The organism is Hominiventricola aquisgranensis, assembly GCF_040096225.1.
Lineage (GTDB): Bacteria > Bacillota > Clostridia > Lachnospirales > Lachnospiraceae > Hominiventricola > Hominiventricola aquisgranensis.
This window is the reverse complement of record NZ_JBBMFC010000024.1, coordinates 1-22683: the sequence shown is the minus strand read 5'-3', so window position 1 is coordinate 22683 and position 22683 is coordinate 1. Positions and strand designations below refer to the sequence as shown.

The following is a 22683-nucleotide window of genomic DNA, read 5'->3' as shown; positions in this document are numbered from 1 at the left end:
CCTTATGCGTGCTGCAGAGTCAGGATCTCCGGTTCTCCATCTGTGATGAGAATCGTATTTTCATAATGGGCAGCCAGAGAATGGTCTTCTGAGATCACCGTCCATTCATCATCCAGCCAGCGTACTTTCCAGGTCCCCATGTTCACCATAGGCTCAATTGCAAGAGTCATACCCGGTACCAGAATGATGCCCCGTCTCTTCTGACGGAAATTCGGGATCTGCGGATCTTCATGAAGCTCGGTTCCGATTCCATGTCCTACAAGGTCCTGCACGATTCCATAACCAAAACCGCTTACATAGTCATCAATGGCAGCCGAAATGTCAAATAAATGATTCCCGGCCTTTGCCTGTTTGATTCCTTCAAAAAAGCTCTGCTTTGTTACATCCAGAAGTTTCTGTGCTTCCGGACTGATCTGACCAACCGCATGTGTCCTGGCCGCGTCAGAATGATATCCTTTGTAGATCAGTCCTGCATCCAGGCTCACAATGTCGCCTTCTTTCAGGATACGCTCTCTCTTCGGGATACCGTGAACAACCTCTTCGTTCACAGATACACAGATGGATGCTGGAAAACCACCGTAATGCAGGAAATTCGGCTTGCAGCCAAGTTCCCGGATCACTTTATCGCCCTTCTCATTGATCTCCATGGTGGAGATACCCGGACGAATGATCTTTGCCATCTCATCATGTACAATTTCCAGCCGTCTGCCAGCCTCACGCATCAGTTCGATCTCTTTTGCAGATTTTACTGTAACAGCCATAGTCCCTATGCTCCTAAGATCTCAACGATTGCCTTGAACACATCTCCCATGTCCATGGTTCCGTCTACTTCTTTCAGAATACCTTTTTTTGTGTAGTAGTCGATGAGCGGCTGAGTCTGCTCATGGTAAACGCCAAGCCTTTTCTGAACAGTCTCCGGCTTATCATCATCACGAAGTATCAGCTCTGCACCACAGTTGTCACAAATGCCTTCTTTTTTCGGTGCTGCATATACCAGATGATAGGTAGCTCCACAGCCTACACATGCACGACGTCCACCCATACGTTTTACAATGTTCTCGTCCGGAACTTCTACGTTGATTGCATAATCAACAGCCTCTCCTAATCTGGAAAGTGCTGCGTCCAGGCTCTCTGCCTGCGGGATCGTACGAGGAAAACCATCAAGGATATAGCCTTTCTTGCAGTCATCCTGCTGTACACGATCTACGACCAGATCGCATACCAGCTCATCCGGAACCAGAAGTCCCTGATCCATATATGTTTTTGCTTTCTTTCCAAGTTCCGTTCCGTTTTTGATATTTGCACGGAAAATATCTCCGGTAGAGATGTGCGGAATCTGATATTTCTCAGCAATCTTCTTTGCCTGAGTTCCTTTTCCAGCTCCAGGAGCACCTAACATAATGATTTTCATCTTTTTATCTCCTATTTTATCCATAAATTGTCCATGTAATCACAAAAGCCTGTACGGAGTACCCCACAGGGAGTTCCATACAGGCTTACAATCAATCGTTCAGGAATCCTTTATAGTAACGTACCAGCATCTGGGACTCGATCTGTTTGAGAGTCTCAAGAACAACACCTACAATAATGATGATAGATGTTCCTCCGAAGGATACGTTAGCACCAAACATTCCGTTGAAGAAGATCGGAATCACACACACGATGATCAGCCCAACTGCACCGATAAATACGATGTAGTTCAGAATCCTGCTAAGATATTCTGTGGTAGGCTTACCCGGTCGAATTCCTGGAATGAAGCCACCCTGGCGTTTCATATTATTGGAAATCTCAATCGGGTTAAACGTGATCGACGTATAAAAATACGCAAAGAATACGACAAGCACAATGTACAGCACCAGACCAAGTGAATAAATCGGTCTGCTGGGGTCACACCAGCTGGACTGGCTCAAACCCGTCATAATCTTGGATCCGATTCCGGTTCCGCCTGTTTTTCCAAGAAGTGATGCGATCACATTCGGGAAACTCATCAGCGATGACGCAAAGATCACCGGGATAACTCCGGCAGTATTAACCTTTAACGGAATGTTTGTGGACTGTCCGCCCACCATCTTGCGTCCCTGCATTTTCTTTGCATACTGCACCGGAATTCTCCGTTCGCCATCCTGCAGGAAAATAACGAATACAACCGTCACCAAAACAACTGCTATGATAACAACTGCTGCAACAACCGCATTCAGAATCGTCTGACCCTTCATGAACTGATCAAACAGTGTCACGAAGTCGTCCGGAATTCTGGATACAATGTTGATTAAAAGTACGATGGAAATACCATTTCCAACGCCATGCTCTGTAATCTCTTCACCGATCCACATCAAAAATGCACTTCCAGCAGTCATAGCTGCAATAACCACGATCTTATTCGGGATCGTATTGGCTGCAAGAAGTCCTCTGCTGCCGAATCCAACTGTCATTGCAATACTCTCGATCAGAGCAAGCGCAACAGTCAGATAACGGGATATGGTCTGAATCTTCTTTCTTCCGTCTTCACCATCTTTCTGCATCTCTTCCAGCTTCGGGATTGCAATCGTCAGAAGCTGAACGATAATGGAGGAAGTGATGTAGGGGGTAATGCCCAGAGCAAATAATGACATACTGGTGAACGAGCCACCGGTAAATGCGTCAAAGAAATTGAACGCATCACCGGTCTGCTGCGCAAACCATGCCTGGAAATAATCTCTGTTAGCACCCGGAATAGGAAGCTGAGAACCGAATCGAACAACGACCAGCATCAAAAATGTGAAGATCAGTTTCTTTCGAATATCCTCGATTTTCAGTGCATTCCGTAATGTTTTAAACATTAGATCACCTCGGCTTTTCCACCCAGCGCTTCAATTTTAGCAGCTGCACTTGCGGAAAATGCATTTGCCTGAACAGTCAGTTTCTTGGTCAGCTCGCCGCATCCCAGAACTTTAACGCCATCCTTCGGGTTCTTAACAACGCCTGCAGCGATCAGAGTCTCAATAGAAACTACGCTGTCATTCTCGAATCTTTCCAGAGCACTCAGATTGATCGCAACGATCTCTTTGCTGTTACGATTTGTGAATCCTCTCTTCGGAAGTCTTCTGTATAACGGCATCTGACCACCCTCGAAGCCCGGTCTCGGAGCTCCGGAACGAGCTTTCTGACCTTTGTGGCCTTTACCAGCAGTCTTACCGTTTCCTGAACCGTGTCCACGGCCTCTTCTGAAGTTGTCGCTCTGCTTGGAGCCCTCAGCGTACTGTAAATTCGATAAGTCCATTGTGGCACCTCCTTACCTGTATATGATTAGATTTCTTCTACTTTTACTAAATGTCTTACGTGCCAGATCATACCACGAACTGCTTCGTTGTCCGGCATTTCAACAGTTTTGTTAAGCTTTTTCAGTCCGAGCGCCTCAACAGTAGCTTTCTGCTTCGGGATCGCTCCGATCGGAGATTTCACCAACGTGATTTTTAATTTCTCTGCCATGTTCGTTCTCCTCCTTACGCCATGATCTCATCCACGGATTTGCCACGTTTCTTAGCAACATCTTCCGGGGAAACCAGACCTGCAAGGCCTGCGATCGTTGCAAGTACAACGTTCTGCTTATTGTTGGAGCCCAGAGACTTGGTACGGATATTTTTGATTCCAGCAAGCTCTACAACGGCACGAGCCGGGCCTCCGGCGATGATACCGGTACCTTCCGGGGATCTCTTGAGCAGTACGGAAGCACTTCCGAATTTGCCCAGGTTATCGTGCGGGATACTATTGTTTTCGTCTCTAACAACGGTTACCAGCTTCTTGGTTGCGTCCTCTTTGCCCTTACGGATTGCTTCCGGGATTTCTTTTGCTTTTCCAAGACCAACACCTACATGGCCATTCATGTCGCCAACTACCACAAGAGCAGTAAAACGCATGGTGTTGCCACCTTTGGTGACCTTGGTTACACGTTTGATGGACACAACTTTATCAGTTAATTCTAACTGACTTGCATCAATGATTTCATGTCTCATGTGTCTTTCCTTCCTTTCCTAGAATTCCAATCCTGCTTCGCGAGCTGCCTCAGCCAGAGCTGCGATCTTACCCTGATAAATGAATCCTCCACGGTCAAATACAACCTCTTTGATTCCTTTTTCCAGAGCTTTCTCTGCAATTACCTTACCCAGGTATGCTGCTGCATCCACGTTGTTGGTTTTCTCCAGCTCAGCTTTCACATCCTTCTGAAGGGTGGAAGCAGATACCAGAGTGTTTCCTACAGTGTCATCAATGATCTGAGCATACATATGATTGTTGCTTCTGAACACTGCCAGACGCGGTCTCTCTGCAGTTCCGCTGATATGGTTACGCAATCTGTAATGTTTCTTAGCGCGAACTTCGCTTCTTGATTTCTTACTAACCATCTTTACACTCTCCTTATTTATTTCTTACCGGTCTTACCAACTTTACGTCTGATGACTTCGGTCTCATACTTGATTCCCTTGCCCTTATACGGCTCAGGTCTTCTCTTGTCACGGATCTCGGCTGCATACTGTCCAACCTTCTCCTTGTCGATTCCTTTTACGGTGATCTTGTTGCCATCTACAACAGCCTCAAGACCTTCCGGATCAGTCATCTCAACCGGATGGGAATAACCCAGGTTCAGAGTCAGCTTTTTGCCGGATTTGGAACAACGATAGCCGACACCGTTTACTTCCAGCACTTTCTCATAACCAGTGTGTACACCAGTTACCATGTTGGAAATCAGGGTTCTTGTCAAACCGTGTAAAGATTTCATTTTTTTCAGATCGTTCGGTCTGGTCACTACTACATGGCCATCCTCAACTTTAATGCTCATTTCTGCGGGAAGTACTCTCTCAAGAGTTCCCTTCGGACCTTTTACAGTCACTTTGTTTCCCTCGGCAACAGTTACTGTTACACCTTCCGGGATTGCTACCGGTAATCTTCCGATACGGGACATAATAAAATCCTCCTTACTTAGATTTTCGGAAGGAGCACCTGGGCTCCTTCTGTTTTCAGTGAGTTTCTAATGAAGTACTTTCGTACTACCAAACGAATGCAAGAACCTCTCCACCTACGTTAAGTTCTCTTGCCTTCTTGTCGGTCATAACACCTTTGTTGGTGGAAACAATAGCGATTCCCAGTCCACCAAGTACTTTCGGCATGTTCTCTTTGCTAGCGTATACACGCAGACCCGGTTTGGAAATGCGCTTCAGACCAGCGATGATCTTGTCATTCTTATCTTTGCCATACTTCAGAGTGATATGAATATCTTTGAAGTTGCCATTGTCTACCAGATCATATTTTGCAATATATCCTTCGTCAACCAGGATGTTTGCGATAGCAATTTTCATCTTGGATGCCGGTACATCTACTGTATCATGCTTTGCAGTGTTTGCGTTACGAATTCTTGTAAGCATATCTGCGATCGGATCATTCGTTGTCATTTTATATAGCCTCCTTCCTTACCAGCTTGCTTTCTTCACGCCCGGGATCTGGCCTGCATAAGCCAGCTCACGGAAACAAATTCTGCAGATTCCGTATTTTCTTAAATATGCATGCGGACGGCCACAGATTCTGCAGCGGCTATATTCTCTAGTAGAGAATTTCTGTTTACGCTGCTGTTTGATTTTCATCGATGTCTTAGCCATGAAATTCCCTCCTATCTTGCGAATGGCATATTGAATAAGCTTAACAGATGACGAGCTTCCTCATCAGTCTTAGCGGTAGTAACGAAGATGATATCCATACCTCTTACTTTGTCCACTTTATCATATTCAATTTCCGGGAAGATCAACTGCTCTTTAATTCCAAGTGCGTAGTTTCCTCTACCGTCAAATGCGTTCGGGTTTACACCACGGAAGTCACGCACACGCGGGAGTGCCAGGTTTACCAGACGATCTACGAACTCGTACATTTTCTCACCACGAAGGGTTACTTTACAACCGATCGGCATACCCTCACGGATTTTGAAGTTTGCAACGGAGTTCTTTGCTCTGGTAAGAACTACTTTCTGTCCAGCGATGGTCTCCAGATCTTTCACTGCAGAATCCAGAACTTTAGCATTCTCTTTTGCCTCGCCGACACCCATGTTGATAACAACTTTGTCAAGCTTCGGCACTTCCATAATGTTTTTATATCCAAATTTTTTGATCATAGCATCTACGATCTCATTTTTGTACTGCTCACTGAGTCTACTCAACTTCTCCAGACCTCCTCTCTTCAAATATTAGTCGATAACTTTACCGGTTGCCTTAGCAACGCGGACTTTCTTGTCTCCATCCATCTTGTAACCGATACGGGAAACTTTTCCTTCGCTTACGAACATTACGTTAGAAGCGCTGATCGGTCCTTCCTGATGAACGATTCCGCCCTGCTGATTCTGAGCTGACGGTTTCGTGTGTTTTGTGATCATGTTTACGCCTTCAACCAGAACAGTGTTGTTCTTGTGGTTTACTGCGATAACTTTTCCCTCGGTACCTTTATCAGCACCAGCAATAACTTTTACGGTATCGCCTTTTTTAATTTTCATAGTAGCCATTCCGATACCTCCTATAATACTTCCGGAGCAAGGGATACGATCTTCATGAACTGTTTCTCACGAAGCTCTCTAGCTACCGGTCCAAAGATACGGGTTCCTCTCGGGTTCTTATCCTCTTTGATGATTACTGCTGCGTTCTCATCAAATTTGATATAAGAACCGTCTTTGCGGCGAGCACCTTTTACGGTACGAACCACAACTGCTTTAACTACATCACCCTTCTTTACAACTCCGCCGGGTGTTGCATCTTTAACGCTGGCAACGATTACATCGCCGATGTTTGCATATCTTCTTGTAGAGCCGCCCATAACGCGGATGCAGAGCAATTCTTTTGCACCGGTGTTATCAGCAACTTTGAGTCTTGTTTCCTGCTGTACCAATTTCTACATCCTCCTTATCTGGCTTTTTCAACAATGCTAACCAGTCTCCATCTCTTGTCCTTAGACAGCGGTCTGGTCTCCATAACTTTTACGGTATCACCGATTCCGCACTCGTTATTCTCATCGTGTGCTTTTAATTTATAGGTCTTTTTAACGATCTTTCCGTAGAGCGGATGTTTTACATGGTTCTCTACTGCAACTACGATAGTTTTATCCATCTTGTCACTTACCACTTTACCGATACGGGTTTTTCTAAGATTTCTTTCCACGATTATTCTCCTTTCTCAAACTGAAGCTTCCGAAACTTACGCGTTCTTCTGTGCGATAACAGTCTGAATCCGGGCAATGTTCTTACGAACCTCTCTGATTCTTGCTGTGTTATCGAGCTGGTTGGTTGCGTTCTGGAATCTCAGGTTGAAAAGTTCCTTTTTCGCAGCTACTAATTCAGTATTTAACTCAGCAGCCGATTTTGCTTTCAAATCTTCTACATACTTATTCATTTTCACTGTTATCACCGCCTTCTAAGTCTGCACGAGAAACGACTTTGCATTTGCAGGGTAACTTATGGGTAGCGAGACGTAATGCTTCTTTAGCGATCTCCTCAGATACGCCAGAGATTTCGAACATTACGCGTCCCGGTTTAACTACTGCTACCCAGTACTCCAGAGTTCCTTTACCAGAACCCATACGGGTCTCAGCCGGTTTGTTGGTTACCGGTTTATCCGGGAAAATCTTAATCCAAACTTTACCACCACGTTTGATGTAACGGGTCATAGCTACACGGGCTGCCTCGATCTGGTTGGATTTGATCCAAGCCGACTCAAGAGCAACGATACCATATTCACCGTTTGTAATCTTATTACCTCTGAGCGCCTTACCGGTCATAGTACCGCGGAACTGTTTACGGCGCTTTACTCTTTTTGGCATTAACATTATTTATCGCTCCCTTCCTTTGCTGCCTTCTTGGGAAGAACCTCGCCTTTGTAGACCCAAACCTTAACACCGATCTTACCGTAGGTGGTGTCTGCCTCAGCGAATCCATAGTCAATATCTGCTCTCAGTGTATGAAGCGGAATCGTACCCTCGGAGTAGGTCTCGGTACGAGCCATATCAGCTCCGCCCAGACGTCCGGAACAGCAAGCTTTGATTCCCTTTGCACCGCTCTTCATTGCACGTCCCATGCAGGATTTCATTGCACGACGGAATGTGATACGGTTCTCCAGCTGCTGAGCGATGTTCTCAGCTACCAGCTGTGCTTCTCTGTCAACTTTTTTGATCTCTTTGATATCTACAACTACTTTTTTGGTAGTCATTTTCTGGAGCTCTGCTCTTACTTTCTCAATCTCAGATCCACCTTTACCGATGATCATACCCGGTTTAGCAGTGGAGATGATGATCTTAACGCGATCGGAGGTTCTCTCAATTTCAATCTTGGAAACTCCTGCGCTGTACAGTTTCTTCTTCAGGAACTTTCTGATCTGATAATCTTCTACCAGGCAGTCTGCGAAGTCGCCTTCAGCATACCACTTGGAGTCCCAGTCTTTAATTACGCCGACTCTGAGGCCGTGCGGATTAACTTTCTGTCCCATGATGTTCCTCCTTATTTCTTCTCATCCAGCACGATGGTGATGTGGCTCATACGTTTTTCAATACGATAAGCGCGGCCCTGTGCTCTCGGTCTGATTCTCTTCATGGTCGGTCCTTTATCTGCATAGCATTCTGCAACATAAAGAGTGTCAGCGTGCATTCCGTTGTTGTTCTCCGCATTCGCGATAGCGGATTTTAATAATTTCTCTATTAATGTAGAAGCGTATCTCGGATTGTAGGTTACGATTCCGAGTGCTGTCTGTACATCTTTACCTCTGATGGCATCTAATACGAAGCATGCCTTCTGGACAGAAACGCGAGCGTAAGATAACTTAGCTGACGGTCTGGTATCCTTCTGGGCATTTCTTTCTCTTTTAATCTGACTTCTGGATCCTTTTGCCATTAGATGAAACCTCCTTCCAAATTTTAGCGACTAACGTCTGGACTTCTTCTCGTCTTTGCCATGTCCTCTGTAGGTTCTGGTCGGAACGAACTCTCCGAGTTTGTGTCCTACCATATCCTCGGTAACGTATACCGGCACATGTTTTCTTCCATCATGAACTGCAATTGTATGGGAAACCATCTGCGGGAAAATGGTGGAACGGCGAGACCAGGTCTTGATCACAGCCTTGCTTCCGCTTGCGTTCATCGCATCTACTTTTTTCAGTAAGCTTGCATCTGCAAATGGTCCTTTTTTTAATGAACGAGCCATTAGTGAAACCTCCTATTCCTTATTTAAAAGTTCTGCCGTCTCTTCTTCTAACGATCAGCTTGTTGGACTTCTTGTTCTTCTTTCTTGTCTTCAGACCAAGTGCCGGTTTACCCCAAGGTGTGCACGGACCCGGACGACCGATACCAGTCTTTCCTTCTCCACCACCATGCGGATGATCGTTCGGATTCATTACAGAACCACGGACAGTAGGTCTGATACCCATGTGACGTTTACGACCTGCTTTACCAATGTTGATCAGGTTGTGCTCGCCGTTTCCTACAACACCAACAGTGGCGCGGCAGTTAATCGGTACCATTCTCATTTCACCAGACGGCATTCTCAGAGTTGCATATTTGCCCTCTTTAGCCATCAGCTGTGCGCTGTTGCCTGCAGAACGAACCAGCTGGCCGCCCTTGCCTGCATATAACTCAATATTATGAACCATAGTACCAACCGGAATATTCTCCAGCGGCAGGCAGTTACCGGTATGAACCTCTGCCTCCGGTCCATTCATGATTACCATTCCAACTTTCAGTCCCTGCGGAGCAAGGATGTAAGCTTTCTCACCATCTGCGTAGCAGATCAGTGCAATATTAGCAGTTCTGTTCGGATCGTACTCGATACCAACAACAGTTGCCGGGATTCCATCTTTTCTTCTCTTGAAGTCGATGATTCTATATTTTCTTCTGGATCCGCCTCCGCGGTGTCTTACAGTGATTTTACCCTGAGCATTACGTCCAGCGTTCTTCTTAAGAGAAACAACCAGTGATTTCTCCGGAGCGCTCTTGGTGATCTCCGCGAAATCGTAACCGGACATATTTCTTCTGGAAGGTGTATATGGGCGGTATGTTTTGATTCCCATTACTTTATCTCCTTTCGATGTCTACGATATTGTCGTGCTCGTATGCACATAGTTTTTATAAGCTGTTACTTACAGTCCCTCAAAGATCTCAATGTCTTTGCTGTCCGCAGTCAGCTGAACGATAGCTTTTTTGGTTTTAGCGGTTTTACCGGTAACCATGCCACGTCTTTTATTTTTTCCATCACAGTTCATGGTGTTTACAGATTTTACTTTTGCTCCTGCAAACATTTTCTCAACTGCTTCCTTAACCTGGGACTTGGTTGCGTCCACATGTACAAGGAATGTATATTTTTTCTCTCCCATAGCAGCCATGCTCTTCTCGGTGATGACCGGTTTGAGGATTACATCATAGTATTTGATATCAGCCATTATGCATATACCTCCTCGATGGTTGCGACAGCTGCCTTCGTAACAACAACAGTGTTGTATTTCAGAATGTCATACACATTGATGGTGTTGGTCAGAGCCGTCTGAACATTAGCAATGTTTCTGGCAGATTTAACGACATTTGCATCATTCTCATTGAGAACGATCAGTGCCTTGGATACGTTCAGTGCATCCAGAACTGCCTGCATCTTCTTAGTTTTGATCTCGTCGAACTTCAGCTCGTCAAGAACGATAAATTTATTTTCATTTACACAGTTGGTCAGAACAGATTTCAGAGCCAGTCTCTTTTCTTTCTTGTTCAGACGGATGGTGTAATCTCTCGGAGTCGGAGCGAATACTACGCCGCCGCCAGTCCACTGCGGAGCTCTTGTTGAACCCTGACGAGCATGTCCGGTTCCTTTCTGTCTCCACGGTTTTCTTCCGCCGCCAGAAACCTCAGAACGTGTCTTTGCTTTCTGAGTTCCCTGTCTTTTATTTGCAAGCTGAGCAACGACTGCCATGTGTACCAGATGCTCGTTTACTTCAACACCAAACACTGCATCGCTTAACTCGATCTTGTCTACTTCTTTGCCTTCCATATTATAAACAGATACGTTTGCCATTTATGTGTTCCTCCTTTCCCTCAAACCTTATTTACCGGATTTAACGGTTTCTTTGATGGTAACTAAGGCTTTCTTGGGTCCTGGTACCGCACCTTTTACCAACAGTAAGTTGTTCTCTGCATCAACACGAACTACTTCCAGATTCTGGATAGTGATCTGTTTGGATCCCATATGTCCAGGCATTCCTTTTCCTTTGAATACTTTACTCGGATCGGAGCAAGCACCGTTGGAACCCTGATGACGATGGAATTTAGAACCGTGAGCCATCGGTCCTCTGTGCTGACCAAGTCTCTTGATTGCACCCTGGAATCCTTTTCCTTTGGAAACTGCTGTTGCATCAATCTTATCGCCAGCAGCGAAGATGTCAGCTTTAATCTCCTGTGCAAGAGCATACTCTGCAGCATTCTCTAATTTCAGCTCTCTGACAAATTTCTTGTAAGCAACGCCTGCTTTGTCAAAGTGGCCTTTCTGCGGTTTGTTCACCAGTTTTTCTCTGGTATCAACGAATCCAACCTGAACAGCGTTGTAACCGTCGTTCTCAACAGTCTTAACCTGTGTTACTACACACGGGCCAGCCTGAAGTACGGTAACCGGTGTAAGCACACCGTCTTCGTTGAAGATCTGAGTCATTCCGACTTTTGTAGCTAAAATAGCTTTCTTCATTCTTGTTTCCTCCTGTTCTCTCTACAGCGGAACGCCGAAGCGTTCATTCTAGCCGCAGGAATTATTTGTTTTTCATTTTAATATCAACATACACACCAGCAGGCATCTCAAGACGTGACAGAGCGTCAACAGTCTTCTGCGTCGGTGCGATGATATCAATCAGTCTCTTGTGAGTTCTCTGTTCGAACTGCTCTCTGGAATCTTTATATTTGTGCACTGCGCGAAGGATGGTAACTACCTCTTTCTTCGTCGGCATCGGCACCGGTCCGCTTACCTTAGATCCAGTTTTCTTCACCGTTTCGATGATTTTTTTTGCGGATGCATCGATCAGCTGATGATCATATGCTTTCATTGTGATTCTCATTACTTGACTTGCCATAAAAAAAGTCGCCTCCTTATTCGTACTTTAGACTACCAGTACGACAAGCGGTGACTGTACACTTTCCCGTGTGTGTCCCGGAGGATCTCACACTTCGTTCCCTTTATCTTAAAAGGATTTCTTTACTTGTACAGTGACTTGTCGCCAGTTTGCTAACTTGACATTCGCTCCACGGAAAACCCACGCATATGCGTGGCAACCTCACGCTTCATCGCTATCAATGTCACAACATGAATTAGTATATAGGAAAAAGCTCGATTTGGCAAGACTTTTTTGAAATTTATGATAGAATTTTTTTCATGAATATTTACGAAGTTTACAGGCTGTTTTTGTATATATTGCACATAGGCAAAATGATCCGTTATCTTGCTGGAATCAGGGGTATATAGGGCTCGTATGACGTGTATCTGACACAGGCGATGCCACCACCATACGCCCTGATCGGACGCCTGCGGTGTTCGCTCCGGACGCACGGCAGCATCACCTGCGTCCGCTCCAAGTCATACAACGTCCCTATATCCCACTGCTCCCTGCAGGCAAGGTATCTTCCGCTCACAGTGCATCTACAATATGCACATCCGCTTCTTATTATCTATAGAAGCAACCGGTTCTTTCCTGTCGGATATCTTCCTTTATATATCTGGCATTGAACTCCATGTTGATCTCACGGAGTTCTTTCTTGCCGTCGATATAGTCCTGGTACATCTCTGCAAGTCCTGACATGCATCCATCACAGTTTGCTTCTATATTTCCAAGAGATTCTGCAACGATCTTCTCCCGTTCCTCGCGTGTTGTCTCTGCTATTAAATATCCCATGTTAAGCCTCCCAATGTCCGCTTGCACCGCAGGGCAATACCAGTCCGCTTTCAGTCACCGGAAGACCGACTTCCTGCGAATCCACATGTCCACCGAATCTTTTCAGCTCTGTTCCAAGCAAATAAGATAATACCGCCGGCTGAAGACCTGTCGTATAAGAATTGATCAGGAAGAACAGCGGATCATCACTAAGGAGCTGTGCGCACAGCTTCACCAACGGATGAATTGCATCTTCGATCTTCCAGATCTCACCCTTGGGTCCTCTTCCATAAGAAGGCGGGTCCATGATGATCGCATCATAATGATTTCCACGGCGGATCTCGCGCTCTACGAATTTCTGACAGTCATCCACCAGCCAGCGGATCGGTGCATCTTCAAGCCCTGAGCTTCTTGCATTTTCTTTTGCCCATGCTACCATTCCCTTAGAAGCATCCACATGTGTCACAGAAGCTCCAGCAGCTGCTGCAGCCAGTGTTGCACCGCCGGTATAAGCGAACAGGTTCAGCACTTTGATCGGCCGTCCTGCATTTCTGATCTTCTCAGAGAACCAGGACCAGTTAGCTGCCTGTTCCGGGAACAGACCCGTGTGTTTAAAGCTAAAGGGCTTCAGATTGAATGTGAGCTTCTTTCCAGAAGGGAGTTCATAATCAATGCTCCACTGCTGAGGCAGATCAAAGAACTCCCACTCCCCACCACCTTTTGCGCTTCTGTGATAATGGCCGTTCATCTTTTTCCAGCCTCTGTGCTCCTTCTTGGTATCCCAGATCACCTGCGGATCCGGACGAACCAGCAGATAATCTCCCCAGCGTTCCAGCTTCTCTCCTGCGGAACAGTCGATGACCTCATAATCTTTCCACTCATTTGCAATAAACATAATCCAAAACCTTTCTTATCTAATTCTATATCCCATATCCTTTAAACAACATATCTTTCACGCACCAGAATGCTTCCAGCCCCAGCAGTACAACAGGCTGATGCAGAAGATAGATCAGCAAGCTGCGCCTCCCAATCCATTCCAGCGGCTTTATTCTCACTTCCATAAGCTTTTGAAAGCTCTTTTTCTCAATTACGATATCATATAAAAAATATCCGGACAAATACAGAAACAGCCACGGCACCAGAGAAAAGTAATCTCCTGAGAAGAAATCTTCCGGTGGGAAGCCTAAAAATGTACTGATCCATCCCTGATACCAGCTCTTGGGGACTTCTCCCAGGCGAAATGCCTCCGTTCCCCAATACCCGGCATTAACATCTCTTGCAAGAAAGAACAACACTGCATTTCCAAGGAACCCCAGTACCGATGGGATGTGTTCAAGCAACGGCTTCAACAACACCAGCAGGAGCATGGCACTTCCCAGAAATGTCAGAATTCCAAATGTAATTCGTTCCTCCGGCATAAAGATCCAAGTCACCGCACTTACCAACAGACCGCCTGCTGACACCACCAGTCCGTTCTTCACAGGATTCCGGCTTAAATTCCAACAGAACCCCGACAGGATAATAAAGCTCCAGCAGATACTCTGCTGCCATATAATTCCCGGTAATCTCCAGAACCAGCTCACATGTACCCCATAGATCTCCAACAGATCAAACATGCCATGATAAAGGATCATGCTGATCAGCGTCAGTCCCCGGAGTCCATCCAACAGATACTGTCTTTTTCCTTCCATAATCTTATGCCTTTCCGGAAACTTCCTTCTGCATGGTTTCATATAATAATGGAAGTTCTTTTTTAATATTTGCAGGACGCCCGTCCTTTTTCAGAAAGCAATGACCGGAAATGGCCACCGCACGAACTTCTCTGCTCTCCAGATCTCTCATTGTATAAGCGATCTCATATTTCACACCCTTGAAGGATGCCAGCTTCACTTCAATGGCAACTCGATCCCCAAAATGCGTCATGGATTTATATTCACAATTCACGAACAGCACAGGACTGATGATTCCTGCTGCTTCCACTTTTTTATAGGGAAAATCCATCTCATCCATGTATGCGATCCGCGCTTCTTCCATCCAGCGGATATAATTAGAATGATGTATGATTCCCATCTGATCCGTCTCATAATACTGTGCCTGGTGCACATATTCCATAGATTTCTTCCTCCTTGCAGCCTTCACCTGCTGCTCCCTCAGAACAGACACCAGCAGGTTCTGCTACATTGTAACAGATTTCTCCGCATTTTCAAAGAGGATCGTTATGGTTGTTCCTTTTCCAGGCTCACTTTCCAGATTCAGTTCAGCGCCATGCTGTGTCACAATATGCTTAACGATTGCCAGACCGAGACCTGTTCCACCTGTTGCCTTGGAACGACTCTTATCCACCCGGTAAAAACGTTCAAAAATCCGCTTCTGGTGTTCTTTGGGAATACCGATCCCTGTATCAGCCACTTTCAAAAGGACTTTATCTCCCTGGGGCCGCACTGTCACATGAACCGTTCCTCCCGGATTATTATATCGGATTGCATTGTCACATAGATTATACAATGTCTCCTCGATCATTTCTTTATTTCCAAGGATATTGCACGGTTCACCTTCCATATCCAACGTCACCTGATGTTTCTCTGCATGAAGTTGAAGCATGTCCACACAGTTCTCCGCCAGGACATAGAGCGGCACTCTGTCCATGGGCCGTGTGCTGTCTTCCGTTGCATCCAGCTCTGACAGCTTGATGATATCATTGATCATGTTTAAAAGCCGCGTAGCATTGTGATGGATCTCCCCTGCAAACCGCGGTACATCCTCCGGGGATGCCATATGATGTTCAATCAACTCTGCATAACCAGAGATCGATGTCAGAGGAGTCTTCAGTTCATGCGACACATTTGCCGTAAACTCTTGTCGCATGCGGGCATTTTTCATAATGTCCTCGTGCTGCTTCTGAATCGTTTTCACAAAGGGAAGCATTTCCTTATAGACAGGAATCTCCTCGTATTCGTCCAGGTGATTCGATAATTCTTCAATCGGTTTCATCAGACTTTTTGTTGCTCTGGCAGACAGCCCGAAGCAGAATATAAAGATCAGTATCGCTGCTGCCGTTACAACCGGAAGGGCACTGGCAAACAGTCTCCAGATACTGGATGTCTCCTTTGCCACACGCAGCACCATCCCATCATCCAGACGAAGCGCATAATAGAACGCACTCTGTCCCATAGTATCTGATCTTCGCACAGACTGCCCCACACCTTCCGTCAGTGCCTGCTGCACTTCTGGCCGGTTTCCATGGTTATCCAGACCACCAATATTTACGTTTCCATCATACAGCACGGTGCCGTCTGCATTAATGAGTGAGATTCTCACCGGTTCCAGTCCCAGCCTGGCACTGATCTGTTCTGCATCCGTCTCATTTGCTCCTTCAAAAACACCTGTGCTGCTCAGAACCTCTGCGCAGGTGGACAGTTCTTCCATGACCTCTTTTTTGAAAAAACTATAGAATACTGCTGTCACGACCACCGTTGTCAGCAATATAGTCGTCAATGCGACCAGAATAAATTCTCTGTGGATTTTCTGTTTCATTCTATAATATACCCCACGTTCCGGACTGTTTTGATCAATGCACCGGCACTCTTGAGTTTCTGTCTGAGCGTCTTAATATGCACATCTAATGTTCTGGACTCCCCTTCAAAATTGATGCCCCAAATCCGTTCCATGATCACATCCCTGGACATAACAATTCCCTGATTCTGAATCAGCAGTTTCAGAAGTTCGTACTCCTTAAAAGTCAGTTCACATGGTTCATCATTCACATAGACCATATGCTTCTCACCATCCAGGAAAATATCCCCAGCTGATAGGAATTTTTCTTCTTCCGTATTCATGCTCCGGCGGAGCAATGCTTTCACACGGGAGATCAGTTCCATTACACCAAACGGTTTCGTAATGTAATCATCTGCGCCGATATCCAATCCTTTTACTTTGTCGATCTCTGTAGTCTTCGCTGTCACCATCATAACCGGCACCTTCTTTGTATCCGGAATGGCACGAAGCTTTCTTACTATCTCCAATCCATCTTCATCCGGCAACATGATATCCAGTAAAATACAATCTGGCGTCTTCTCTGCCAGCTGATGATAAAAATCCTTCGCACACTCAAACCCCTGCACCTGATAACCACTGTTCTTCAGTGCAAAGCTCTCGATCTCTCGTATGTTCTGATCATCCTCTACAATATAAATCAATGCCATTTTTTCTGACCCCTCTCCAGACTTCATCTACTATAACTGATAACATCTTATTACCTATATGTAAAGTCCAAATGCATATTTATGTAAAATTTATGTAAAGTATTGAATATGATTCTTAGCCGCTATAAAAGGAACCAGTTCCGTAAGATACAGAAGAACCAGAGGCGGGGGACCTCTGGTTCTTCTGTAACAAGTTTTTTATTGATGATACTGCGTTTATCGAATAATCAAAAAGGGAGGGTTTATTCATTAAGGGGGATTAGGGGGGTGCAATACCATCCATAACTATTTAATTAGGAAATGGGAAGAGACTTACGTGGTATCGTTCTCATTTCTTGTTCCCTATTATAAAAGCTGACTCTTTTCTTGTACATTGGCAAAACAAATAAATTTTTTTATATTTTTGTGTTTTTTGCAAACAAAAAGTCTAAAGCAGTCGCATTCTGTCGAAAAAACTATGGTTTTCGGGGATTTTCTTTGTGCAGAAAAAAGGAACCCTTGTATTCAAGGATTCCTTTTAATGAGGCATCGGGGATTCGAACCCCGGACAACTTGATTAAAAGTCAAGTGCTCTACCGACTGAGCTAATACCCCATATTCTTTTGTTGTGCCCTAGCTGGGCTAGCTGGATTCGAACCAGCGAAATGCAGGAGTCAAAGTCCTGTGCCTTAGCCGCTTGGCGATAGCCCATTATCTTTGATTCAGGGTGGATATAGGGATTCGAACCCTAGGCCTCCAGAGCCACAATCTGGCGCGCTAACCAACTGCGCTATACCCACCATATAAAAAACAGCGTGTCACTGTTCAATGTGCCCGAAGGGATTCGAACCCCCGACCCACGGCTTAGAAGGCCGTTGCTCTATCCAGCTGAGCTACGGACACACGCTCCGGAAAACTATTTCCGGTAGAGCGGGTGATGGGAATCGAACCCACGTATCTAGCTTGGAAGGCTAGTGTTCTACCATTGAACTACACCCGCATATTTTATTTTCCCAATCGGGGTGACAGGATTCGAACCTGCGGCCTCCTGGTCCCAAACCAGGCGCTCTAGCCAAACTGAGCCACACCCCGTCTTGCATCTCTGTCGTCCTCGTTTGGACACTCGTTTATTATAGAGGACGACTCGCTAAATGTCAACAACTTTTTTCATTTTTTTCAAATTATTTTTAGATGCCTTTTCAGACCGCTCTGATATCATTTTCTCAGATAGCGAATATCAAAATGAACCTGCTTATCTGGTGTTGTCTCCATAATGATATAACTCGGCTCCCGCCCCGCCTGTCTGGGATAGCTTAAGCTTCCTGGATTCAGAACGATCACACCTTCCACCTGTTCCAGATGAGGCACATGAGTATGACCATACATGGCAATCTGTGCATTCCGGTGCAGTGCCTCTGCCACCAGGCGATTCGGACTGTAGCTTACATGATAACCATGCCCGTGAGTAATAAACGCCCGGTATCCATCCAGATCAATCACTGCCTGACCTGGAAGATCCGTATAAAAATCATTATTTCCAGCTACCATATAGACTGGAGCATCTGTCAGGATCCGAATATAATCTTCTGATCCTTCCACATCTCCCAGATGCACCATAGCATCGATAGGCGATTCTTTTTCCAGTACTTTTTCCAGATTATCTTCCCTTCCATGGGTATCACTGACAATTAAAACTTTCATGCAATCTCTCTTTCATAAGGCGCAGGGCTTTTCCTCTGTGACTCAACTTGTTCTTTTCCTCCAGAGACAATTCTGCTGAGTAACACTGATATTCCGGCAGATAAAAGATTGGATCATAACCAAATCCATTTTCCCCTTTTTCTTCATAGCCGATCTGGCCTTCCATGGTGCCTCTGGTAATCAGCACTCTTCCATCAGGAAATGCAGCTGCGATCGCGCATACAAAACGGGCACTGCGCTCTTCTCCAACTTTTCCTTCCAGCCGGTCGATAATATTCTGATTCTTAATATGGTAGGAAGTATCATGTCCCATATAGCGGGCCGAATAGATTCCAGGCTCCTTATCAAGTGCATCCACTTCCAGACCAGAATCGTCTGCCAGCACCAGCGCACCGGTCATTTCCATGATCGCCTTTGCCTTGATCTGTGCATTTTCCTCGAAGGTTGTTCCGTTTTCTTCCACATCCGCAGTAATCCCCGCATCCTTCAGGGATAATACCGGCAATCCAAGATCTTCCAGAATCATACGGACTTCCTTCATTTTTCCTTCATTTCCTGTTGCAAATATAATCTTATCCATGAGTTTACTGTTTCTCCTGTCTGTTCATCTTCGGCGGCTTAGGTCCAAGGAACTGATAATAGTAGGTCTTCAGCATACCATTGTAAATCTTACGGTTCTTGTCTGCTTTTTTTCCAATGTATTTCTCTGCATCTTCATAACTGGTGATCAGATACATGGACCAGCTGTCCAGTTCGCGAAAACGATCTCCAATCTCTGTATACAATGCCGGAAGATGTGATTTTTCCTCCAGTCGTTCTCCATATGGTGGATTACTTACGATAAATCCATATTTTTTCGGATGAGACAGTTCAGACAACGGACGCTGCTGAAAATGGATCAGATGATCCACACCTGCTTCTCTTGCATTCTGTCTGGCTGCTTTGATAATATCTCCATCAATATCATATCCCTGAATATCTGTCTCGATCTGATCATCTACCAGATCATTTGCCTCATCAATGGCTCCATACCAGTATTTACGTCCCACAAAGTTTGTCCATTTTTCTGCAGTAAAGGAACGATTCATACCCGGTGCAATATTGGCTGCCATCATGGCTGCCTCGATCGGAAACGTGCCGCTTCCACAGAAAGGATCTACCAGGATCCGGTCTTTATGCCAGGGAGTCAGCATCAGAAGAGCTGCTGCCAACGTCTCCTTGATCGGTGCCTTGCTGACCATGGTACGATATCCTCTCTTATGTAAAGACAGTCCCGTCGTATCCAGGCAGACAACTGCCTCGTCCTTCATAAAGGAAATTCTGATGGGATACTCTGCACCAGTCTCTGGAAACCACTGCAGAGAGTATACCCCTTTCAGACGCTCCACGATTGCCTTTTTCACAATAGACTGAATATCAGACGGACTGAACAGCTTACTTTTCACTGAGGAAGCCTTTGCAACCCAGAATTTTCCATCTGACGGAATATAATTCTCCCATGGAAGCGCTTTGATTCCCTCAAATAATTCGTCAAATGTAACTGCATGAAGCTGGCCTACTTTCAGCAGGATCCGCTCTGCAGTCCGCAGAAAAATATTCGCTCTGCAGATGGCATCTTCATCACCGGCAAAGGTCACTCTTCCGTCTTCCACACGTACAATTTCATATCCAAGATCCAGGATTTCTTTTTTCAAAACAGCTTCCAGTCCAAAATGACAGGGCGCCACTAATTCTATTTTGCTCATTGATTATCCTTCCTGTATAGCAATGTTAATATACTCATTGTATCTTATCTTCTTTCCATAGCTTATGTCAAGCGATTCATGCCTTGGATCATGCATTCCCGTCTCATCTCTTCTTCAGGTCTGATTCCAGATACCTTCCATTGTAGGCCTGTATTCCTCCCACCACTGAAATTGCCCTGTATCCATACTCCTCCAATTCTCTGGCCGCCTGCATGCTTAAACCTCCCCGGTCACAGTAAAGCACCGGTATGATCTTTCCAAATCCTCGCACACGCTGAATTAAATATTCCCGCGGCACACACACAGCTCCCCGAATATGCTGTTTCCGATACTCTGATGGATTCCTCACATCTACCAGTAAATAATTTTTATCAAATATATAGCGGTCAATTTCCCTTGCCGAAATAGTCTCCATATTTGACTCCAATCCATTTCTTCCCTTATTAACCAGTATATGCGTTTCTTGCTGCCATCGTGAAAAGAGGCACAGGACTGACTGCCTGTACCTCTTTTCTGTGATGTTGTCTTAATAACTGCTGTTTTCGGATTTCTCGTTCTTAGAAGAGTTTTTCGCACTGTTCTTTGATTTGGACGAGTTCTTGCTGGAGCTGCTTCCACTATTGCTGCTATTGCTGTAATTACTGTAATTTTCTGAGCTATTGCTTGCGTTGTTTGCAGAACGATTGTTATTAGCCATGTCTGTAACCTCCTGTAATTGAAATGTTTACAGGGGTAGTATGGGATATCTCATGGCATATTATGCATTGACTGTGGAAAATATCATCCTGTCAGAATCTTCCAGATCCGGTCAGCCACCGGAACAACCAGATCACTGCCCCGACTACAAGAATGATCGGCAACAGATAAAATGCCAGTCCAAGGATAGCAACAACAAATAAAATAATCGCTGCCACGACCACTACCATCAGAAGGGTTGCCTTCCATCCCGTAAAGGTATGAACTTTTACCCGATCTTCTGATGTATCATAAGCATTCTGTCCTTCTTCATCAACTGTATAGACAGTATCCGGATTCTTCAGGGAAGATGTCTCCACGATAGTTCTTGCCAGCAGTCTTGGATCTCCCAGTTCCTGCAATACTTCCTGTTCTGTCCGCCCCTTCCCCATTTCCTGACGGATATAATCTTCGTAATAACGAATATGATCCTGCAGTGTATAGTCATCAATCTTTCCATATAAAGCCCGTCTCAGTGTGTCAATAAATTGTTCTTTATTCATATAGAATCTCCTTTTCTTAGGCAGATTATATAAAAAAAAGACCATTTGGTCAACCCAAATGATCTTAAACGTGCGCGAGAAGATTCGAACTCCCGACCTTCTGATCCGTAGTCAGACGCTCTATCCAGCTGAGCTACGCGCACATATTAAATTATATAACAAATACTACTACAAACTTGCAAAAACTTCAAGTGCCGGCGACCGGGATCGAACCGGTACGGGAGGTAAGTCCCGCAGGATTTTAAGTCCTGTGCGTCTGCCAGTTCCGCCACGCCGGCATCTGCAGAAGTAAACTGCAAACGACCCGGATGGGGTTCGAACCCACGACCTCCGCCGTGACAGGGCGGCGCTCTAACCAGCTGAGCCACCGGGCCATATTCATTTTTCGTTTTTAAGACTCATATGCTCAATATAAAATGGACCCACAGGGACTCGAACCCGGGACCATCCGGTTATGAGCCGGAAGCTCTAACCAACTGAGCTATGGGTCCAAGAAGCCGATGATCGGACTCGAACCGATAACCTGCTGATTACAAATCAGCTGCTCTGCCAATTGAGCCACATCGGCATACAACTCAAAGCCCTAATTAAAAGGCAGTGACTCCAAGGGGATTTGAACCCCTGTTACCGCCGTGAAAGGGCGGTGTCTTAACCGCTTGACCATGGAGCCAGATATGAATTTTAATATCACGTTCTGTACTTCATGTACATCACATTCTATTAAGCTCCCCGAGTAGGGCTCGAACCTACAACACCACGGTTAACAGCCGTGTGCTCTACCATTGAGCTATCGAGGAATACTGAAGATATTATACCTTCAAAACTGCATACAGTCAAATACTAAATCCATCTTTTTTAAACCTATCCTAAACCATCTTGGTTAAGCCCTCGACCTATTAGTAACAGTCAGCTCCATGCATTACTGCACTTCCAC

General features: G+C 45.4%; 36 protein-coding genes and 13 tRNA genes. All 49 read right to left on the bottom strand.

All coding sequences use genetic code 11. From position 1 onward, the window contains the following. Positions 1–2: 2 nt before the first annotated feature. Complete coding sequence (gene map / locus WMO62_RS12555) at positions 3–761, bottom strand: type I methionyl aminopeptidase (RefSeq protein ID WP_349144848.1); 759 nt, start codon at positions 759–761, stop codon at positions 3–5. A 5-nt stretch (positions 762–766) separates the two neighbouring features. Beyond that, complete coding sequence (locus tag WMO62_RS12550) at positions 767–1411, bottom strand: adenylate kinase (protein WP_117499449.1); 645 nt, start codon at positions 1409–1411, stop codon at positions 767–769. A 91-nt stretch (positions 1412–1502) separates the two neighbouring features. After that, positions 1503–2819, bottom strand: a complete 1317-nt coding sequence (secY, locus tag WMO62_RS12545) for a preprotein translocase subunit SecY (RefSeq protein WP_117499447.1) — start codon at positions 2817–2819, stop codon at positions 1503–1505. Next, positions 2819–3259 carry a 50S ribosomal protein L15 gene (rplO, locus tag WMO62_RS12540; protein WP_117499445.1) on the bottom strand — a complete coding sequence of 147 codons (441 nt, stop codon included), beginning with the start codon at positions 3257–3259 and terminating at the stop codon, positions 2819–2821. Before rplO ends, secY begins: the two co-directional genes overlap by 1 nt. Before the next feature lie 26 nt (positions 3260–3285). Then, positions 3286–3468: a 50S ribosomal protein L30 gene (gene rpmD, locus WMO62_RS12535; protein ID WP_118439152.1), complete on the bottom strand. Its 183-nt coding sequence runs from the start codon at positions 3466–3468 to the stop codon at positions 3286–3288. Positions 3469–3482: 14 nt separating this feature from the next. Beyond that, positions 3483–3992, bottom strand: coding sequence for a 30S ribosomal protein S5 (gene rpsE / locus WMO62_RS12530; RefSeq protein ID WP_118511124.1), 510 nt, complete (start codon positions 3990–3992; stop codon positions 3483–3485). 18 nt (positions 3993–4010) lie between these two features. Next, positions 4011–4379, bottom strand: a complete 369-nt coding sequence (rplR, locus tag WMO62_RS12525; protein ID WP_117499439.1) for a 50S ribosomal protein L18 — start codon at positions 4377–4379, stop codon at positions 4011–4013. Between the two features lie 17 nt (positions 4380–4396). After that, entirely contained in the window at positions 4397–4936 is a 540-nt protein-coding gene (rplF, locus tag WMO62_RS12520; RefSeq protein WP_349144847.1) for a 50S ribosomal protein L6, read from the bottom strand. 85 nt (positions 4937–5021) lie between these two features. Next, on the bottom strand, positions 5022–5423 hold the full coding sequence (rpsH, locus tag WMO62_RS12515) for a 30S ribosomal protein S8 (protein ID WP_117499435.1): 402 nt from the start codon (positions 5421–5423) through the stop codon (positions 5022–5024). An 18-nt stretch (positions 5424–5441) separates the two neighbouring features. After that, positions 5442–5627 carry a type Z 30S ribosomal protein S14 gene (locus WMO62_RS12510; protein ID WP_117499434.1) on the bottom strand — a complete coding sequence of 62 codons (186 nt, stop codon included), beginning with the start codon at positions 5625–5627 and terminating at the stop codon, positions 5442–5444. Positions 5628–5638: 11 nt separating this feature from the next. After that, the gene (gene rplE, locus WMO62_RS12505) at positions 5639–6178 is read right to left on the bottom strand and encodes a 50S ribosomal protein L5 (RefSeq protein ID WP_117499432.1); all 540 of its coding nucleotides are present in this window, start codon (positions 6176–6178) and stop codon (positions 5639–5641) included. A 27-nt stretch (positions 6179–6205) separates the two neighbouring features. After that, positions 6206–6517, bottom strand: coding sequence for a 50S ribosomal protein L24 (rplX, locus tag WMO62_RS12500; protein ID WP_117499430.1), 312 nt, complete (start codon positions 6515–6517; stop codon positions 6206–6208). 11 nt (positions 6518–6528) lie between these two features. Continuing rightward, a complete protein-coding gene (rplN, locus tag WMO62_RS12495; protein WP_087153629.1) occupies positions 6529–6897 on the bottom strand; it encodes a 50S ribosomal protein L14 in 369 nt (122 codons plus the stop codon). Between the two features lie 14 nt (positions 6898–6911). Beyond that, positions 6912–7166 carry a 30S ribosomal protein S17 gene (rpsQ, locus tag WMO62_RS12490; protein WP_117499428.1) on the bottom strand — a complete coding sequence of 85 codons (255 nt, stop codon included), beginning with the start codon at positions 7164–7166 and terminating at the stop codon, positions 6912–6914. A gap of 36 nt (positions 7167–7202) precedes the next feature. Continuing rightward, positions 7203–7403, bottom strand: a complete 201-nt coding sequence (rpmC, locus tag WMO62_RS12485) for a 50S ribosomal protein L29 (RefSeq protein ID WP_117499426.1) — start codon at positions 7401–7403, stop codon at positions 7203–7205. Then, a complete protein-coding gene (rplP, locus tag WMO62_RS12480; RefSeq protein WP_349144846.1) occupies positions 7390–7830 on the bottom strand; it encodes a 50S ribosomal protein L16 in 441 nt (146 codons plus the stop codon). The genes rpmC and rplP overlap by 14 nt, the downstream gene beginning before the upstream one ends. Continuing rightward, on the bottom strand, positions 7830–8486 hold the full coding sequence (gene rpsC, locus WMO62_RS12475; RefSeq protein ID WP_117499422.1) for a 30S ribosomal protein S3: 657 nt from the start codon (positions 8484–8486) through the stop codon (positions 7830–7832). Before rpsC ends, rplP begins: the two co-directional genes overlap by 1 nt. A gap of 11 nt (positions 8487–8497) precedes the next feature. Beyond that, the gene (gene rplV, locus WMO62_RS12470) at positions 8498–8887 is read right to left on the bottom strand and encodes a 50S ribosomal protein L22 (RefSeq protein ID WP_117499420.1); all 390 of its coding nucleotides are present in this window, start codon (positions 8885–8887) and stop codon (positions 8498–8500) included. 30 nt (positions 8888–8917) lie between these two features. Continuing rightward, positions 8918–9196, bottom strand: coding sequence for a 30S ribosomal protein S19 (gene rpsS / locus WMO62_RS12465; RefSeq protein WP_117499418.1), 279 nt, complete (start codon positions 9194–9196; stop codon positions 8918–8920). Positions 9197–9215: 19 nt separating this feature from the next. Continuing rightward, entirely contained in the window at positions 9216–10058 is an 843-nt protein-coding gene (gene rplB, locus WMO62_RS12460; protein ID WP_349144845.1) for a 50S ribosomal protein L2, read from the bottom strand. A gap of 69 nt (positions 10059–10127) precedes the next feature. After that, the gene (rplW, locus tag WMO62_RS12455) at positions 10128–10427 is read right to left on the bottom strand and encodes a 50S ribosomal protein L23 (protein WP_117499415.1); all 300 of its coding nucleotides are present in this window, start codon (positions 10425–10427) and stop codon (positions 10128–10130) included. Further along, a complete protein-coding gene (gene rplD / locus WMO62_RS12450) occupies positions 10427–11047 on the bottom strand; it encodes a 50S ribosomal protein L4 (protein WP_117499413.1) in 621 nt (206 codons plus the stop codon). The genes rplW and rplD overlap by 1 nt, the downstream gene beginning before the upstream one ends. Positions 11048–11074: 27 nt before the next feature. Continuing rightward, a complete protein-coding gene (gene rplC, locus WMO62_RS12445; protein WP_117499411.1) occupies positions 11075–11710 on the bottom strand; it encodes a 50S ribosomal protein L3 in 636 nt (211 codons plus the stop codon). A 61-nt stretch (positions 11711–11771) separates the two neighbouring features. After that, positions 11772–12089: a 30S ribosomal protein S10 gene (gene rpsJ, locus WMO62_RS12440; RefSeq protein ID WP_117499409.1), complete on the bottom strand. Its 318-nt coding sequence runs from the start codon at positions 12087–12089 to the stop codon at positions 11772–11774. 588 nt (positions 12090–12677) lie between these two features. Then, complete coding sequence (locus tag WMO62_RS12435; RefSeq protein ID WP_118439158.1) at positions 12678–12905, bottom strand: purine biosynthesis protein PurH; 228 nt, start codon at positions 12903–12905, stop codon at positions 12678–12680. Position 12906: 1 nt separating this feature from the next. After that, on the bottom strand, positions 12907–13779 hold the full coding sequence (locus WMO62_RS12430) for a class I SAM-dependent methyltransferase (protein WP_349144844.1): 873 nt from the start codon (positions 13777–13779) through the stop codon (positions 12907–12909). A 25-nt stretch (positions 13780–13804) separates the two neighbouring features. Beyond that, on the bottom strand, positions 13805–14575 hold the full coding sequence (locus WMO62_RS12425; protein ID WP_349144843.1) for a heparan-alpha-glucosaminide N-acetyltransferase domain-containing protein: 771 nt from the start codon (positions 14573–14575) through the stop codon (positions 13805–13807). A gap of 4 nt (positions 14576–14579) precedes the next feature. Further along, positions 14580–14996, bottom strand: a complete 417-nt coding sequence (locus tag WMO62_RS12420; protein WP_117499402.1) for an acyl-CoA thioesterase — start codon at positions 14994–14996, stop codon at positions 14580–14582. 63 nt (positions 14997–15059) lie between these two features. Then, positions 15060–16418: a sensor histidine kinase gene (locus tag WMO62_RS12415; RefSeq protein WP_349144842.1), complete on the bottom strand. Its 1359-nt coding sequence runs from the start codon at positions 16416–16418 to the stop codon at positions 15060–15062. Next, positions 16415–17086: a response regulator transcription factor gene (locus WMO62_RS12410; protein ID WP_117499398.1), complete on the bottom strand. Its 672-nt coding sequence runs from the start codon at positions 17084–17086 to the stop codon at positions 16415–16417. The genes WMO62_RS12415 and WMO62_RS12410 overlap by 4 nt, the downstream gene beginning before the upstream one ends. 521 nt (positions 17087–17607) lie before the next feature. Then, positions 17608–17680: transfer RNA gene (locus WMO62_RS12405), tRNA-Lys, on the bottom strand. A 22-nt stretch (positions 17681–17702) separates the two neighbouring features. Continuing rightward, positions 17703–17776 (bottom strand) — tRNA-Gln (locus tag WMO62_RS12400). A 15-nt stretch (positions 17777–17791) separates the two neighbouring features. Beyond that, positions 17792–17865: transfer RNA gene (locus WMO62_RS12395), tRNA-His, on the bottom strand. Between the two features lie 29 nt (positions 17866–17894). Next, positions 17895–17968, bottom strand: a tRNA-Arg gene (locus tag WMO62_RS12390). Positions 17969–17994: 26 nt separating this feature from the next. Continuing rightward, a tRNA-Gly gene (locus tag WMO62_RS12385) sits at positions 17995–18065 on the bottom strand. Positions 18066–18082: 17 nt separating this feature from the next. Beyond that, positions 18083–18157: transfer RNA gene (locus WMO62_RS12380), tRNA-Pro, on the bottom strand. A gap of 123 nt (positions 18158–18280) precedes the next feature. Then, positions 18281–18766 carry a YfcE family phosphodiesterase gene (locus tag WMO62_RS12375; RefSeq protein ID WP_147601816.1) on the bottom strand — a complete coding sequence of 162 codons (486 nt, stop codon included), beginning with the start codon at positions 18764–18766 and terminating at the stop codon, positions 18281–18283. Next, positions 18744–19346, bottom strand: coding sequence for an XTP/dITP diphosphatase (locus tag WMO62_RS12370; protein ID WP_117499395.1), 603 nt, complete (start codon positions 19344–19346; stop codon positions 18744–18746). Before WMO62_RS12370 ends, WMO62_RS12375 begins: the two co-directional genes overlap by 23 nt. 4 nt (positions 19347–19350) lie before the next feature. Next, on the bottom strand, positions 19351–20511 hold the full coding sequence (locus WMO62_RS12365) for a THUMP domain-containing protein (RefSeq protein WP_178755349.1): 1161 nt from the start codon (positions 20509–20511) through the stop codon (positions 19351–19353). Positions 20512–20614: 103 nt separating this feature from the next. After that, complete coding sequence (locus WMO62_RS12360; protein WP_147601818.1) at positions 20615–20926, bottom strand: rhodanese-like domain-containing protein; 312 nt, start codon at positions 20924–20926, stop codon at positions 20615–20617. Between the two features lie 111 nt (positions 20927–21037). Next, positions 21038–21208 carry a hypothetical protein gene (locus WMO62_RS12355; RefSeq protein WP_349144841.1) on the bottom strand — a complete coding sequence of 57 codons (171 nt, stop codon included), beginning with the start codon at positions 21206–21208 and terminating at the stop codon, positions 21038–21040. A gap of 91 nt (positions 21209–21299) precedes the next feature. Then, on the bottom strand, positions 21300–21749 hold the full coding sequence (locus WMO62_RS12350; RefSeq protein WP_349144840.1) for a DUF1700 domain-containing protein: 450 nt from the start codon (positions 21747–21749) through the stop codon (positions 21300–21302). Positions 21750–21818: 69 nt separating this feature from the next. Then, positions 21819–21892 (bottom strand) — tRNA-Arg (locus WMO62_RS12345). A gap of 49 nt (positions 21893–21941) precedes the next feature. Then, positions 21942–22027, bottom strand: a tRNA-Leu gene (locus tag WMO62_RS12340). Between the two features lie 22 nt (positions 22028–22049). Then, positions 22050–22123: transfer RNA gene (locus WMO62_RS12335), tRNA-Asp, on the bottom strand. Between the two features lie 43 nt (positions 22124–22166). Further along, positions 22167–22240, bottom strand: a tRNA-Ile gene (locus WMO62_RS12330). Between the two features lie 4 nt (positions 22241–22244). Further along, a tRNA-Thr gene (locus tag WMO62_RS12325) sits at positions 22245–22317 on the bottom strand. A 30-nt stretch (positions 22318–22347) separates the two neighbouring features. Next, positions 22348–22419: transfer RNA gene (locus tag WMO62_RS12320), tRNA-Glu, on the bottom strand. Between the two features lie 55 nt (positions 22420–22474). Continuing rightward, positions 22475–22546 (bottom strand) — tRNA-Asn (locus WMO62_RS12315). Between the last annotated feature and the right edge of the window lie 137 nt (positions 22547–22683).